At 70.8% G+C, this 13,434-nt stretch carries 13 protein-coding genes; 5 read left to right on the top strand and 8 right to left on the bottom strand.

The genetic code is table 11. The features are described from left to right. Position 1 precedes the first annotated feature (1 nt). The 3 genes from LXN57_RS03290 to LXN57_RS03280 all read right to left on the bottom strand — a co-directional run bounded on the left by LXN57_RS03290 (position 2) and on the right by LXN57_RS03280 (position 3,892). Positions 2–1,621 carry an FAD-binding dehydrogenase gene (locus LXN57_RS03290; protein ID WP_251796487.1) on the bottom strand — a complete coding sequence of 540 codons (1,620 nt, stop codon included), beginning with the start codon at positions 1,619–1,621 and terminating at the stop codon, positions 2–4. Then, on the bottom strand, positions 1,618–2,577 hold the full coding sequence (locus LXN57_RS03285; RefSeq protein WP_251796486.1) for an NAD(P)-dependent oxidoreductase: 960 nt from the start codon (positions 2,575–2,577) through the stop codon (positions 1,618–1,620). The genes LXN57_RS03290 and LXN57_RS03285 overlap by 4 nt, the downstream gene beginning before the upstream one ends. 61 nt (positions 2,578–2,638) lie before the next feature. Next, the gene (locus tag LXN57_RS03280; RefSeq protein WP_251796485.1) at positions 2,639–3,892 is read right to left on the bottom strand and encodes an MFS transporter; all 1,254 of its coding nucleotides are present in this window, start codon (positions 3,890–3,892) and stop codon (positions 2,639–2,641) included. A gap of 95 nt (positions 3,893–3,987) precedes the next feature. On the opposite strand from LXN57_RS03280, the gene LXN57_RS03275 reads away from it, so the two are divergent. Next, complete coding sequence (locus LXN57_RS03275) at positions 3,988–4,677, top strand: GntR family transcriptional regulator (RefSeq protein ID WP_251796484.1); 690 nt, start codon at positions 3,988–3,990, stop codon at positions 4,675–4,677. Beyond that, positions 4,674–5,771, top strand: coding sequence for a tartrate dehydrogenase (locus LXN57_RS03270; RefSeq protein ID WP_251796483.1), 1,098 nt, complete (start codon positions 4,674–4,676; stop codon positions 5,769–5,771). Before LXN57_RS03275 ends, LXN57_RS03270 begins: the two co-directional genes overlap by 4 nt. Here the strand turns inward: LXN57_RS03270 and LXN57_RS03265 are convergent. From LXN57_RS03265 to LXN57_RS03255, 3 genes are read right to left on the bottom strand one after another with little or no spacing between them, the layout of a single operon-like run. Beyond that, complete coding sequence (locus LXN57_RS03265; RefSeq protein WP_251796482.1) at positions 5,756–6,229, bottom strand: NUDIX domain-containing protein; 474 nt, start codon at positions 6,227–6,229, stop codon at positions 5,756–5,758. The genes LXN57_RS03270 and LXN57_RS03265 overlap by 16 nt on opposite strands. 45 nt (positions 6,230–6,274) lie before the next feature. Continuing rightward, on the bottom strand, positions 6,275–6,766 hold the full coding sequence (locus LXN57_RS03260) for an alcohol dehydrogenase catalytic domain-containing protein (protein WP_369077271.1): 492 nt from the start codon (positions 6,764–6,766) through the stop codon (positions 6,275–6,277). Continuing rightward, complete coding sequence (locus LXN57_RS03255) at positions 6,735–8,009, bottom strand: MFS transporter (RefSeq protein ID WP_251796480.1); 1,275 nt, start codon at positions 8,007–8,009, stop codon at positions 6,735–6,737. Before LXN57_RS03255 ends, LXN57_RS03260 begins: the two co-directional genes overlap by 32 nt. A 78-nt stretch (positions 8,010–8,087) precedes the next feature. Here LXN57_RS03255 and LXN57_RS03250 point away from each other — a divergent pair, with 78 nt between their 5' ends. Both LXN57_RS03250 and LXN57_RS03245 read left to right on the top strand, forming a co-directional pair. After that, a complete protein-coding gene (locus LXN57_RS03250) occupies positions 8,088–8,735 on the top strand; it encodes a GntR family transcriptional regulator (protein ID WP_251796479.1) in 648 nt (215 codons plus the stop codon). A gap of 151 nt (positions 8,736–8,886) precedes the next feature. Continuing rightward, positions 8,887–10,530: an RICIN domain-containing protein gene (locus LXN57_RS03245; protein WP_251796478.1), complete on the top strand. Its 1,644-nt coding sequence runs from the start codon at positions 8,887–8,889 to the stop codon at positions 10,528–10,530. 189 nt (positions 10,531–10,719) lie between these two features. Here the strand turns inward: LXN57_RS03245 and LXN57_RS03240 are convergent, their stop codons facing one another. Then, the gene (locus LXN57_RS03240) at positions 10,720–11,712 is read right to left on the bottom strand and encodes a hypothetical protein (RefSeq protein ID WP_251796477.1); all 993 of its coding nucleotides are present in this window, start codon (positions 11,710–11,712) and stop codon (positions 10,720–10,722) included. Positions 11,713–11,912: 200 nt separating this feature from the next. Further along, positions 11,913–12,626 (bottom strand): hypothetical protein, encoded by a 714-nt coding sequence (locus LXN57_RS03235; RefSeq protein WP_251796476.1) that lies wholly within the window; start codon positions 12,624–12,626, stop codon positions 11,913–11,915. A gap of 154 nt (positions 12,627–12,780) precedes the next feature. Between LXN57_RS03235 and LXN57_RS03230 the strand changes: the two genes are divergently transcribed. Beyond that, complete coding sequence (locus LXN57_RS03230; protein WP_251796475.1) at positions 12,781–13,284, top strand: hypothetical protein; 504 nt, start codon at positions 12,781–12,783, stop codon at positions 13,282–13,284. Positions 13,285–13,434 lie beyond the last annotated feature (150 nt).

Genomic DNA, 13,434 nt, shown 5'->3' with positions numbered 1-13,434 from the left:
CTCATTTCGTGAGCGAATTGAGCGCGCGTGCGACCTGACGGCCGGAAAACAGACAGCCGCCGAGGAAAGTGCCCTCAAGTGCGCGATAACCGTGCATGCCGCCGCCCCCGAAGCCGGCCGCTTCGCCCGCCGCGTACAACCCGGGCACCGGCTGGCCGTTGGTGTTCAGAACACGACCGTCCAGGTCGGTGTGCAGGCCACCCAAGGATTTCCGGGTCAGAACGTGCAGCCGTACGGCGATGAGCGGCCCGGCCGACCGGTCGAGCAGCCGATGCGGCGCGACAGTGCGCATCAAACGGTCACCGCGGTAGTTGCGGACGTTGCGGATGGCCGCGACCTGCAGATCCTTGCCGAAGCCGTTGTCCAGTTCGCGGTCGCGGGCCTCGACCGTCCGCCGCACGTCCGACGGGTCGAGCAGGGGCTCGGCGGTCACCGCGTTCATGCCCTTGACCAGCTCGTCCAGGTCGTCGGCGACCACGAAGTCGGCGCCGTTGCGCTTGAACGCCTCCACCGGCGCGGGCGCCCCGGCCCGGATGCGGCCGAGCACCTGGCGCACGCTGCGCCCGGTCAGGTCCGGGTTCTGCTCGGAGCCGGAGAGCGCGAACTCCTTCTCGATGATCCGCTGCGTGAGGAGGAACCAGCTGTGGTCGTGGCCGGTCGTGCGCAGGTGGGCCAGCGTGCCGAGGGTGTCGAAGCCCGGATAGAGCGGCGCCGGCAGGCGGCGGCCGAGCGCGTCCAGCCACAGCGACGACGGGCCGGGCAGGATGCGGATGCCGTGCCGCTCCCAGATCGGGTCCCAGTTCTCGATGCCCTCGACGTAGTGCCACATCCGGTCCGGGTTGATGACGGTCCCGCCGGCGTCGGTGGCGATGCCCAGCATCCGCCCGTCCACGTGGGCCGGCACGCCGCTGATCATGTGCTCGGGCGGCGTCCCGAGACGAGCGGGCCAATGGCGGCGTACGAGGTCATGGTTGCCCCCGATCCCGCCGGAGGTCACGACGACGGCCTGAGCCGTGAACGCGAACTCCCCCGCCTCGCGACGCGAACTCGCCTGTCCCCGGGCGGCGTCGCTCGGCTCGAGCACCCGCCCGGCGACACCGGTGACCATGCCGCCGCTGGTGATGAGCGAATCGACCCGATGGCGGTGCGCGATGGTGACGCGATCGCTCGCCAGGGCAGCCGCGATGAACGGTTCGAGGACGCCGGGCCCCGTGCCCCAGGTGATGTGGAAGCGCGGCACCGAGTTGTTGCCGCGCTCGGCCCAGCCCACGATGGGGAACAGCTTGATGCCCTTCTCCCGCAGCCACGCCCGTTTTCCGCCGGCCGCCCAGTCGACGTAGGCCTCGGCCCAGCGTCGCGGCCACTCGTCCTCGGGCCGGTCGAAGCCCGCGTTGCCCAGCCAGTCCTGCCAGGCCAGCTCCTGCGAGTCGCGGATGCCCATGCGCCGCTGCTCCGGCGAATCCACCAGGAACAGCCCCCCGAACGACCAGAACGCCTGCCCGCCCAGACTCTGCTCCGGCTCCTGGTCGACCAGCAGAACCGATCGCCCCGCAGCCGCCAGTTCGGCCGTGGCAACCAGCCCGGCCAGCCCGGCCCCCACCACGATGACATCGGCGTTCATGCATCCTCCACGCTGTTGGTCGGCCCTGTGTGCGAGACGAGACGTCTCGTCTCGCTCGGGCTGGGGACGGGGTGGTTCGGCTTGCCGGCGAGAGCGGCCACCAGTTCGCGGGCGCCGAGCAGGCCGGCGTCGCGGCGGGCCTCGGCGGTCTGACCGGCCATGTGGGAAAGGACAGTGATGGTGTCGATCCCGCGCAGCATGCTGTCGGCGGGCAGCGGCTCGTTGTCCACAACGTCGAGGGCCGCGCCGGCGATCAGTCCCGTTCGGACGGCCTCGGCCAGCGCGACCTCGTCGACGATCGGGCCGCGGGCGGTGTTGATCAGGTGGGCGGTCGGCTTCATCCGGGCCAGGGCCGCGGCGTCGATCAGATGGCGGGTCTTCTCGGTGAGGGCGGTGTGGATGGTGACGAAGTCGGATTCGCGCAGCAGCTCATCCCATGGTTCTTGGATGACTGTCATACCGAAGGCCTCGGCCAGCGGACGCACCCGCTGGGCAACCGCGCCCCGGCCGATGACACCCAATGTCTTGCCCCGCAATTCGAAGCCGTCGCCCCGGGGCCACCCACCCCCGGCGACCCCGGTGGCCAGCCCCACCAGATTTCGTGCCTGCACGAGCAGCAGCCCGATCGTGTACTCGGCGACCGCGTTGGCGTTGATGCCCGGCAGGTTGCTGACGCTGATGCCCAGCGCGGCCGCCGCCCCGACGTCGATCGAGTCGTAACCCACGCCCGTACGCACAACCGCGCGCAGCGACGGCGCGCCGCGAAGCACCTCCGCCGTCATCGGCTCGTTGGCGATCAGCGCGCCCTGCACGCCGTCGAGCGCCGCGATCAGCCCGGGGGCCGATCGCTTGCCCCGCAACGGATCGTGCCGGGTCGTGAAGCCCAGTCCGGTGAGGTAGGTGTCCACCTCGTCGCCCGGCGTCAGATAATCGGTGGTGATGAGAATGGTCGGCATGCGGTCCTTCATCTCGGAGTCGGGATGTGCGTGCGGTTCCCGGGTTTGAGCAGGCTGCTCCTCACTTCAGAATCGGGGCTTCGGTGCGGGTCTGGAGGCGGCCCAGGCGGACGAGCACGAGGATGGCCAGGACGGCCAGCACGGCGATGTCCAGCAGCATGCTGTCCCAGCCGGCCAGGTCGACCACGCCGCCGATCAGCGCGGGCCCGGCGAAGCCGCCGAGATACCAGGTGACCGCGTACAGGCCGGTGTAGGTGCCGAGCACCCGGCTCGACGGCGCGAGGTTCCACAGCACGACGGCCGCGTTGATGAGGAAGGCGGCCGCGCCGACGGCGGCGACGCAGAACACGATGACCGTCGCGGTGGCGGTCTGCACGACCGATCCGGCGGCCAGCGCGGCGGCGAAGACGGCCATGCCCACGCCCATGGTCCTCAGCCGGCCGTAGCGTTCGGCCAGCAGCGCGACCGGATAAGCGGCGATGACATAGGCGATCCCACTGGGCAGCGTCAGCCCGCCCGCTTCGCCTCGGGTGAGGCCGAGCGCTTCCATCCCGTACGGCGTGATGAGCGACCGCGACGCGAACCAGGCGCCGCCGAACAGCATGACCGTGAGCAGCAGCAGAACGCGGCGGCGGTCCCGGTCGGTGGCGATGTCCGTGACGACCTGCCGGAACGGCACCCGCGCCTCGCCCGGCCCGGCGTTCGCGTCCTCGGCCAGGGCCTCCTGATAGCCCGTGGACCGGCTGTCGCGCACCTTCACGACCATGACCACGGTGACGACCAGCAGGATCACCGACGGGATGGCGAAGGCCGCGTGCGGATGGTCGTCGACGACGAGCAGGCTGATCAGCGAGGCGACGATGATGGTCAGCGCGGCCGCGATCTTCACGACGGCGTTGGCCCGGCCGCGCCGTTCGGGCGGGATGAAGTCGGGCACCAGCGACTCCGCGAGCGGCCGCATGGTGTTGGCGACCAGCGCGTAGCCGACCATCACGGCGATCAGCATGGTGGCCGAGGTGGTCCAGGGCAGGAAGACGAAGAGCACCGCGGCCAGCGGCATGCCCACCGCGAGATACGGCACCCGCCGGCCCCACCGGGTGCGGGTGTTGTCGGAGCGGTTGCCGATCCAGGGCTGGATGAAGATCCCCAGCAGGTTGTCCATGCCCATCAGCGCGCCGACCAGCGCCGCGCTCGTGACGTGCTCGCGCAGCAGCACGGGCACCTGGTTGTCGTAGAAGTTCCAGGTCGACTCCTGCGCGAACAGCGCGAGAGCGATGAAGAACGTGATCCTCCGGTGGCTTCTCACCTCGGCCATGTCGCCTCCTGTGTCCGGCGTCACGTTAAATTGCTATAGCAAAAACGTCAACAGTTGCATCGCTTCTTAAAGATGGCATGCGTTAGAGTGCCGTCATGCCCGCAGCCGAGACGCTCGCCGACCAGGCCTACGGTCACCTCCGCACCGCCATCGCCACCGGCGAACTCGCTCCGGGCGCAAAGGTGACCGAGCGGGGCGTCGCCGAGCGGCTGGCCATCAGCCCGACCCCGGTGCGCGAGGCGCTGCGCCGGCTCGAGCTCGACGGCCTCATCGAACGCATCGGCCCGCGTACGGTCCTGGTCGCCGCCATCCGCGACGCCGCCATCGACGACCTGGCCGAGGTCGAGGTCGGCCTGCGCGGCCTGGTCGCCCGCTTCGCGGCCCGGCACGCCACCCCGGCCCAGCTCGACGCGCTCGACACGATCCTCGACCGCGCGGACGACCTGCTCATCCTGCTCAAGGAACGCCGCCGAAACGAACAAACCGTTGAGCGACATCTGCACGAACTGCTCGACACGATGCTCGAGTTCAACGACACCGTGAGCGCTTGCGCGCACAACCCGGTGCTCATCCGCATGCTCGAGCAGAGCCGGGTGTTCAGCCGGCCCCGACGCCGGGAACTGCTGCTGCGCAAGGTGGCCGAGGACGATACGTTCGGCATGGAGAGGTACACCAGCCACCGCGCCCTGGTCCGTGCCCTGCGCGCCGGCGACTCGGCGGCCGCCGAGCAACTCGCGCTGGCCGACGCTCAAGGTGGACTGGCCGCACTGAGGGAGGCCCCGTGACCACGCATCGCATCGCCGTGATCCCCGGTGACGGCATCGGGAAAGAGGTCGTACCGGCCGGGATCGAGGCCTTGGAGGCGACCGCCGGCCGCTTCGGCATCGGGCTCGAGTTCGACACGTTCGACTTCGCCAGCGCCGACTACTGGCAGCGTCACGGCACGATGCTGCCGCCCGACTGGGAAGAGACACTGCGGGCGTACGATGCGATCTACTTCGGAGCGGTCGGGTGGCCCGAGGTGGTGCCCGACCACATCTCGCTGTGGGGCAGCCTGCTGCAGTTCCGGCGCACCTTCGACCAGTACGTGAATCTGCGCCCCTGCCGCCTGATGCCCGGCGTCCGCAGTCCGCTGGCCGGGCGCGAACCGGGCGACATCGACTTCGTCGTCGTGCGCGAGAACACCGAGGGCGAGTACTCGAGCATCGGCGGCCGCATCTTCGAGGGCACCGACCGCGAAACCGTGCTGCAGGAGACGGTGATGACCCGAGTCGGCATCGACCGCGTGCTCCGCTTCGCCTACGAACAGGCGGCCCGCCGCCCCGAGAGCCACCTGACGTCGGCCACCAAGAGCAACGGCATCTCCATCACGATGCCCTACTGGGACGAGCGCGTCGCCGCCATGCAGGAACAGTTCCCCGGCGTACGCGTGGACAAGTTCCACATCGACGCCCTGGTCGCCCTGTTCGTGCTGCACCCCGACCGGTTCGACGTCGTGGTGGCGAGCAACCTGTTCGGCGACATCCTGTCCGACCTCGGCCCGGCCTGCACCGGCACGCTGGGCATAGCCCCCAGCGCCAACATCAACCCGGAACGCGACCACCCCAGCCTCTTCGAGCCCGTCCACGGCTCGGCCCCCGACATCGCGGGCCGGGGCATCGCCAACCCGATCGGCCAGATCTGGTGCGGCTCGATGATGCTCGACCACCTGGGCCACCCCGAGGCCGCGGCGCACCTGCTCGGCGCGATCGAGGACGTTCTGGCGTACGGCCCGGGGGAGGCTCCGCTGACACCCGACCTGCACGGCAAGGGCACTACGGCCGAACTCGGCCACGCCATCGCCGAGCGCGTCCGCAGCCGCGATCAGGCGACCGGGTAGCCGTTCTCCAGATAGGCCGCCGTGCCGTCGTCACGGGCGCGCCGGGCCGCGACGATCCGGCGGGCCAGCAGCTCCGGCAGTCGTTCGCCCGCCGCCCGCTCGTCGCACCACGCCCAGCTGAGCAGTTCGGCGGCCGGCAACCGGATCCGTGCCGCCTGCTCCGGTGCGAGCACGCCGCCGTCGAACAGCAGCATCACGCCCTCGGTCCGGCCGGGTCGCGGTGGCACCCAGTCGGCCGCCAGCAGCCGCCCCGGGTCGATGGTCAGGCCCAGCTCCTCCTCCAGCTCGCGCACCACCGCCGCGTACGGCGACTCGCCCGCCTCCACGACGCCGCCCGGAATCTCCCACGAGTCCTTGTAAGCCGGCTCGACCAGCAGCACCCGGCCCCGGTCGTCGGACAGCAGCGCCCCCGCGCCCATCCGCTTGCGCGGCAGCGTGGCCGTGAAATCGTCGCTCATGGGGCCAAGGTAATCGGCGCTTTCAGGCCGGCTTGACGGCCACCTTCAGGGCCGAGCGGGCGGCAGCGTCGGCGAAGACGTCGTAGGCCTCGTCCATCTGGTCGAACGTGATGGTGTGGGTGCCCACAGGCCGGTGGTGAGGATCGCGGCCAGGCCGGCCGCGCCCGCGCCGACCACGGCGGCCGTGTGGCCGGGGCGCACCTCGCCGGCCAGCACGCCGACCTCGTAGCCGGTGGGCAGGGCGTCGGCCAGGAAGACGGCCTGCTCGTCGGTGACGCCGGCCGGCACCGCGTGGAGCGACGTGTCGGCGTACGGCGCCCGGACCAACTCGGCCCGCGTCCCGTCGATGACGTGGCCGAAGATCCAGCCGATCCCGCGCACGGTCTCGCAGTGCGAGGGCAGGCCGCGCTGGCGGTACCCGCACCGCCCGCACGTGGTGATGGCGGGCACCAGCACGCGGTCGCCCGCGGTGAACCCTTGACCGCGCCGCCGACGGCCGTCGGCGCTAGGGGCGCGGAACGGCCCCGGGCGTCGCATCCTGGGACGGCCGGCGCTGCCAGACGAGGACCGGGATCAGCAGCAGGGCGAGCAGCCCGCCGGCCAGCGACAGGGTGGCGAAGCTGGTGGCGTCGGTGATGACGGCCGAGGCCGCGCCGCCGCCCGCGCCGGACAGCGCGATGAGGACGTCGACCGAGCCCTGGGTCCGGGCCCGGGTCTCGGGCGTGGTGGATTCGACGATGTACGTGGTGCCGCTGATCAGGCCGAAGTTCCAGCCCAGCCCGAGCAGCATCAACGCGATCGTCAGACCGGCCACCGAGTCGCCGGGCGCGACGGCCGCCACGACGCCCGCGGCGAGCAGGGTGACCGCCGCGGCCACGGCCACCGGACGGCTGCCGAGACGGTCGACCAGGCGCCCGGTCACCAGCGAGGGCAGGAACATGGCGGCGATGTGCAGGCTGATGACCAGGCCGATCTGCCCGAGGCCGCGGTCGTGGTGGCGCATGTGGACCGGCGTCATGGTCATGATCGCGACCATCGCCACCTGGGTCAGCACCATGACGGTGGCGCCGACGACAACGCCTTTGTCGGGCCCGGCCGGTGCCGTGCTCTCGACGGCGGGCGGACCGGCCAGGCGCTGGGCGACGAGGTAGGGATCGGGCCGCAGGAAGACGAACAGGACCAGCCCGGCCACCGCGAACGCGACCGCGGCCAGGACGAACGGGCCGGTGAGAGCGGGCAGGCCGGCGGACACGGCGAACTCGCCCAGCAGGTCGACCGACAGCGGCCCGCCGACCGCTCCGGCTGTCGTGGACACCAGGGCGATCGACACCGCGGTGGCTCGCCGGCCGGGTGGCGCGAGGTCGGTTCCGGCGTAGCGGGCCTGCAGGTTGGTGGCGGTGCCGGCCCCGTAGACGAACAGCGACAGGAACAGCAGCACCGGCCGGTCGGCCACGGCCGCCGTCACGATCCCGACCGCGCCCAGCGCGCCGGCGGCGAACCCGGCGGCCAGCCCGCCCCGGCGGCCGGTCCGCTGCGTGAGGCGCCCGACGGCGAACGCGGTCAGCGCCGACCCGAGCGTGAACAGCGCGGTCGGCAACCCGGCCAGGCTGTCGTTGCCGAGCATGTCCTGCGCGAGCAGCGCGCCGACGGTGACGCCCGCGGCCAGGCCCGCGCCGCCGAAGACCTGGGAGACGACGACCACGATCAGCGAGCGGCGGTAGAGCGCGTGCCGGGCTTCGTCGGTGAGGGACGGATCCGTGGCGGAGGGGGCGGACGGCATGGGTGCTCCTTCCGGGAACAGCGGCGTGCCGACTCGCACCCTACTTGTATCCCAGTTGGATGTCAGTACGATATGCGCGTGAGCCTCGCCCAGCAGGGAGCCAGCGCGGCGGACCGCGCGCACTCGCACATCCGCGCCGCCATCATGCGCGGCGACCTCACCGCGGGCAGCATGCTCAGCGAGAACGAGCTGGCGGCCACGCTGTCGATGAGCCGCACGCCGGTCCGGGCCGCGCTCACCCGTCTTCAGGACGAGGGGTGGGTCACCATCTATGCCCAGCGCGGCGCCCTCGTCCGCGAACTGACCGCCGACGAGGTGCGGGAATCGGCCGAGACCAGGCACGCTCTGGAGTCCGCGGGGGTCCGGCGGGCCGATCCGGCTCGGCGCGAAGGGCTGGCCGCGCGTCTCGCGGACAACCTCGACCGTCAGGAAAGCGCGCTGCTGAGCGGCGACGTCCAGGAGTTCGCCGTCCTGGCCATGCGGTTCCATCGCGCCTTTGTCGAGCTCGCGGCGAACAGCATGATGCTCTCGATCTACGACCGGCTCCAGGACAGGCAGTACCTGTCGATCCTGCGCAGCGCCGACCGCATCTTCCGCGAGCCGCAGCAGGCGATCGCCGCGCACAGGAACCTGCTCGGGCACGCCCAGCGGGGCGATTGGGTCGCCTTCGCGCAGGCGCTCGACGACCATCAGGAACGCGGTCACGGTCTCGACGCGACCTGGTAGGCGGGCGGGCGCCGCAGCGGTGGGGCGCTGTGTAAGGTGACCTCGGTCAGATCGATGGACGTGACTTCTCGGTCACCCATGGGTCTGGTTGTCGGCGCGGGACGCCGGCCGCTGTCGCGGCCGCGTCCCCGGAACACGGGGGAACCACATCATGTCTGCATTGTCTGCCTGGAAGTCTGTCCGGAAGCGGAAGGCGGCCGCGTCGGCCCTGGTCGCCGCGTCGGTCGGGCTGCTGGTCGTCGGCCCGTCGCCCGCGGCGGAGGCGGTGCCCGCCGCGGAGGCCTACAAGGTTGTTTCCAAGGTCCAGTTCGGGACGCCGGGGGTCGCGGGCAGCACCAGTTGCTCGGCTGTCCTGGTCGCGCCGCGCTGGGTCGTCACCGCCAAGGCCTGTTTCCGGCCGTCCGGTCAGGTAGTGGCCGACGGGCCGCCCAGCAAGAAGACGACGGCCCTGATCGGCTGGCCCAACCTGTCGCAGGCGGCCGGCGGCCAGACCGTGTCCGTGGTCCGCGTCGTGCCGCACCCGGACCGTGACGTCGCCCTCGTCCGGCTCGCCGTGGCCGTCAACGACGTGGCTCCGGTCGCCCTGGCCACCACGGCCCCGGCCGCCGGCGAGGTGCTGACGGTCGCGGGCTTCGGCCGTACGGCGTCCGACTGGGTTCCCGACCGGCCGCATCTCGGCACGTTCACCGTCGATGCCGTGGCTCCGGCCACGCTGGCGCTCACCGCGACCGACTCGGCCCAGGTGGGGCCGTGCAAGGGCGACGCCGGCGGCCCCGGCCTGCGCGAGTCCGGCACCACCGTGCAGCTTGTGGCGATCACCCATGCCGCCGACGGTCAGGGCGGCTGCCTCGGCGCCGAGCAGGACGCGACCCGCGGCGGCTCACAGACCCGGGTCGACGACCTCGGGTCCTGGTTCGGCCGGTACCTTCCCGAGCGCCAGGTCAGCACGATCCTGAACGACAACAGCAACCTGTGCCTGGCCATCAACGCCGGCTCGACCGAGAACGCGGCCCGCGCGATCCAGTGGGGCTGCCAGGGCGGCACCGAGCAGGACTGGCGCCTGCGGCAGCGGCCGAGCGGGGCCTACGAGATCCGCAACGACCACAGCGGTCAGTGCATGGCCATCGGCGGCAGCTCGACCGAGGAAGGCGCCGAAGTGCTGCAGTGGCCGTGCGCCGGCGACACCCACCTCGAGCAGACCTGGGCCATGATCCCCGACGGCACCGGCTACGTCGCCCTGCAGAACGTCAACAGCAAGCAGTGCCTGGCCATGGGCGCCGCCTCGACCACGGCGGGCAAGATCGCGATTCAGTGGCCGTGCCGCGGCGCCGGCAACCGCGAGCAGCAGTGGAAGGTCACGACCCGCAACGTGGGCACGCGCCTGATCAACCAGCACAGCAAGCTCTGCGCGAGCAACGACGGCGTCCTGACCAACGGCGCCGGCCTGGTCCAGGCCACCTGCAACGACGCCAACCACGCCGAGTTCCACCTCACCGCGAAGGCCGGCGGCTACGCCCAGATCCGCAACGACCGCAGCGGCTTCTGCCTGGCCATCGGCGGCGGCACGAGCACCGAGGGCCAGCGCTCCCTGCAGTGGACGTGCGGCGACAACACCCACGGCGAGCAGCAGTGGACCATCGACGCCGACCCGGCCGGCTGGACCCGCCTGCGCAACAAGACGACCGGCAAGTGCCTGGACATCGCCGACGGCTCCAAGACGGCCGGCGTCATCCTGACCCAGCAGACCTGCTCGGCGACCGACCCTGGCCAAAGTTGGCAGCTGGTCGACAACTGACAGAGCGAAACGAAGCGAGGCGGGACGAAGCGAGGCGGGACGAAGCGAGGCGGGACGGTCCAGGCCGTCTCGCCTCGCGCTGCTTATTCCGTACGACCGATTCACCCACCCGGATCCGCCGGGCGCCCCGTTCCGGCCGCTTCCCGAGTTCGCCGGACCACCCGCCGCGCGAGGTCCGATCACTCGCCATCAAGGCAGCGGCGCTCGGCGGCGCATCAGGCCGCGGTAGACGGCGGCCGCGGCGGGCACCTGTTCCAGGCTCAGATCCTGGTCGTCGGCGTCCAGCGCGCCCCACCACTTGACGAACAGCGCCGGCGGCATCCCGGCGTAGCTGGCGTCGATCGTGGCCGGGTTGCGGGCGGCCCGGGCGATCCGCCCGACCCACGCGGTGAAGCGCGTGCCGTTGCGGTCCCAGGCCCGCTCGACGCCCTTACCCTCGCCGTCCTGGACGATGGTGCCGATCTCGCCGACACCCCACGGCAGTCCGAACTCGTTCCAGGCGTCGCGGGCGTACTGGAAGAAGTCGTGCGGGGTGGCGTAGTGACCCTGCCTGGTCGGCATGCCCGGGAACGAGTAGGTGTCCCACGAGAGCACGTCGGCAGGGTCGTTCCGCTCGACGTACCGGCGCCAGTCGCTCTCCGGCTTCGTCTTGACGTGGTGGTACTGCCAGAACCACATGAGGTTCTTCTCGAGGGTCACCCGCTCGCGACCGGGGTGGGCCTGGATGACGGCCTTGTAGGCGCGGTAGGTAGCGCGGTAGACGTCGGGCCGGGCACCCTCCCGGCCGTCCTGGAACCAGTCCGGCTGAGCCTCGTGCCGATAGATGATCGAGAGCCGGAGCTTCCGGGCGTGCGCCCAGTCGAGCAGCCGGCGCAGGCGCGCGTCGTCCCGCGTCTTGTGCGAAACGGTGATCGTCTCTTCGGGATGGTCGTTCGCGGCCCACGCCAGCAGACGGCCGGGCCGGTTGTTGTCGGTGGGCAACGGGGGCCGGCCACCGGAGAAGATGCGGATCCCGATCGGGCCGCCGTAGTTGGCGCGGTGCCGGTCGTACTGCCGGATGTGCTCTTCCGGCGTGTCGGGCGGGGAGCCCTGCGTCGAGGCGATGACACCGAAAACCGGGCCGGCATCGTCGGCTCGGGCCGGGGCGGGGAAGGCCGCCACGACCGCAACGGCCAGCAGCATGCCCCAACAAGATCGACGCCTCATGTCGCAACTCTCACATAACGGACCAGCCATCACCGTCGGGTTCTGTGCGCGTCACCCCAGTCAAGCGGTCCTTCTGTCACATTCGCTGACCTGCGGCCCGACGGACCCGCTGTCTCCCCCACGGCCCGTCAGCGCGCCTTGTCGGCGGCAAATCCGGACGCGTCGGCCGGAGGCGGTCATCCCTCGTGCCTGGCCTGGAGCTCCACTCGATGTCGGAGGTAATCGTCGTTGGAGGTGCGGGCTATCTGAACAGCTCGAGCGACTTGGTCGCGCATCTGGCTTGGGTACATCTGTGGATCCAGGGTGAGGCCCGGAAGTACGCACCGGCGCAGGTCGAGGTCGTCGTCGGCCAGAAAGCGGCGCAATGCGGTAAGGCGGTAACGCTCGCGCAGGTCACCGGCCTCCGCGAATTCAGCGGCGCTTTCTGGGGTCATGGTCGTCGTTCCCGGTAGGTACCTGACTCCTACCGAGGTCCAGTACCAGGCACGGGCCGCGCCTGCCGCGTCGGCCGGGGCACCGGTGTCGAGGTAGTCCAGCAGCGCGACCTGGACACGACGGCGGCCGAACGCGGCGATGGCGGGGCCGACCAGCTGCCGGCTGAAGCTCGGATCCGGCTCGTACACCGCTGCTCGGATCAGCAGTTCGAACCATTCGTCAGACGTGCTGTGAGCGCTGGTCGGGTGTTTGGCCCGGCGTGTCACGGTTTCACCGATCGACCGCCGTGCACGGTGCCGCCAGAACAGGCGGTCGCCGGGCTCGTCGACGTCTGGAAATTCGGCACCGACGAGTGCGAGCAGCGCCCGTAGCAGGTCGTGATAGGACGCCGATCGATCAGCCGTACGCCCTGGTAGGGGCTGGAACGTCGCGGGCGTCTCGTTCGTGGATGCCATGGGCGACGATGATAATCGGTGCTCCCGGTCCCGACCTCGCCCGTAATTCCGGCCCCTTGGCCGGTGAACTGCCGTTAGCCAGAGCGAAGTCCGGAATGCGGCGTGACCGGACGCCGCTCCCGAGCCGTGGACGTCGACGACCCGAGGCTCAGCCGTGTTTCTGCTTCATCGGCATGTCGCCGACCCCTTCATGTGGTTGAGCGATTACCCGGAGGACCAGGTCGACCGGAACGCTGTGGCTTCCGTCAAGCAGGATCTCGGCTGGGTAAACGGCCGACTTCCGGCCGGGCCACGCGGGCCGCTGCTCTTCGACGCTCCGGACGAGGAAGTGCTGAAGCGCGTCACCGGCTTACTGGTGGACTTCTCGTGGTGGCTCGAAACCTGCTCGGACGAAGATGTCGACGAGTGGGTGGCCGGAAATCTGCAGGAGGGCACCGCCTGCCTCATCGCCGAGATGGCCGACGAACAGCGCAGCCGGCTACTGGAGATTCTTGACGAACTCGCCGTCGCTGAGCAGCACGACAGCCGGCGGTACGAGATGCGGTTCTTCCCATTCGCGGTGGGTCTGATCGAGACGGAACCCGACGAGGCGAAGCCGCTCCATCGCCGATGGGTTCGGCCTCAGGACCGTATCGCCGGTCAGGTTGTCGGAGAGTGAGCCTGCCCGCGCGTCCTCGAGGTACCGCGCGATCGGCGGCTGGATATGACGTCTGCTGTTGCGCCGGGCCGATCCGATTTCCTGAGGACAGCTTGACCTCAACCTGGGTTGAATTCCTAGCGTGCCTGGCATGCATGGCACATCTCGTTC

The sequence above is a fragment of the Paractinoplanes hotanensis genome (assembly GCF_023717965.1).
GTDB classification, from domain to species: domain Bacteria; phylum Actinomycetota; class Actinomycetes; order Mycobacteriales; family Micromonosporaceae; genus Actinoplanes; species Actinoplanes polyasparticus.
Note: the sequence above shows the minus strand (reverse complement) of the source record. Positions and strands in the feature narration are given on the sequence as shown.

What these genes read in the sequence shown, in the direction of transcription:
- LXN57_RS03290 (WP_251796487.1), bottom strand. Translation starts at nt 1,621, where the DNA reads ATGAACGCCGATGTCATCGTGGTGGGGGCCGGGCTGGCCGGGCTGGTT.
- LXN57_RS03285 (WP_251796486.1), bottom strand. Translation starts at nt 2,577, where the DNA reads ATGCCGACCATTCTCATCACCACCGATTATCTGACGCCGGGCGACGAG.
- LXN57_RS03280 (WP_251796485.1), bottom strand. Translation starts at nt 3,892, where the DNA reads ATGGCCGAGGTGAGAAGCCACCGGAGGATCACGTTCTTCATCGCTCTC.
- LXN57_RS03275 (WP_251796484.1), top strand. Translation starts at nt 3,988, where the DNA reads ATGCCCGCAGCCGAGACGCTCGCCGACCAGGCCTACGGTCACCTCCGC.
- LXN57_RS03265 (WP_251796482.1), bottom strand. Translation starts at nt 6,229, where the DNA reads ATGAGCGACGATTTCACGGCCACGCTGCCGCGCAAGCGGATGGGCGCG.
- LXN57_RS03260 (WP_369077271.1), bottom strand. Translation starts at nt 6,766, where the DNA reads ATGCGACGCCCGGGGCCGTTCCGCGCCCCTAGCGCCGACGGCCGTCGG.
- LXN57_RS03255 (WP_251796480.1), bottom strand. Translation starts at nt 8,009, where the DNA reads ATGCCGTCCGCCCCCTCCGCCACGGATCCGTCCCTCACCGACGAAGCC.
- LXN57_RS03245 (WP_251796478.1), top strand. Translation starts at nt 8,887, where the DNA reads ATGTCTGCATTGTCTGCCTGGAAGTCTGTCCGGAAGCGGAAGGCGGCC.
- LXN57_RS03240 (WP_251796477.1), bottom strand. Translation starts at nt 11,712, where the DNA reads ATGCTGCTGGCCGTTGCGGTCGTGGCGGCCTTCCCCGCCCCGGCCCGA.
- LXN57_RS03235 (WP_251796476.1), bottom strand. Translation starts at nt 12,626, where the DNA reads ATGGCATCCACGAACGAGACGCCCGCGACGTTCCAGCCCCTACCAGGG.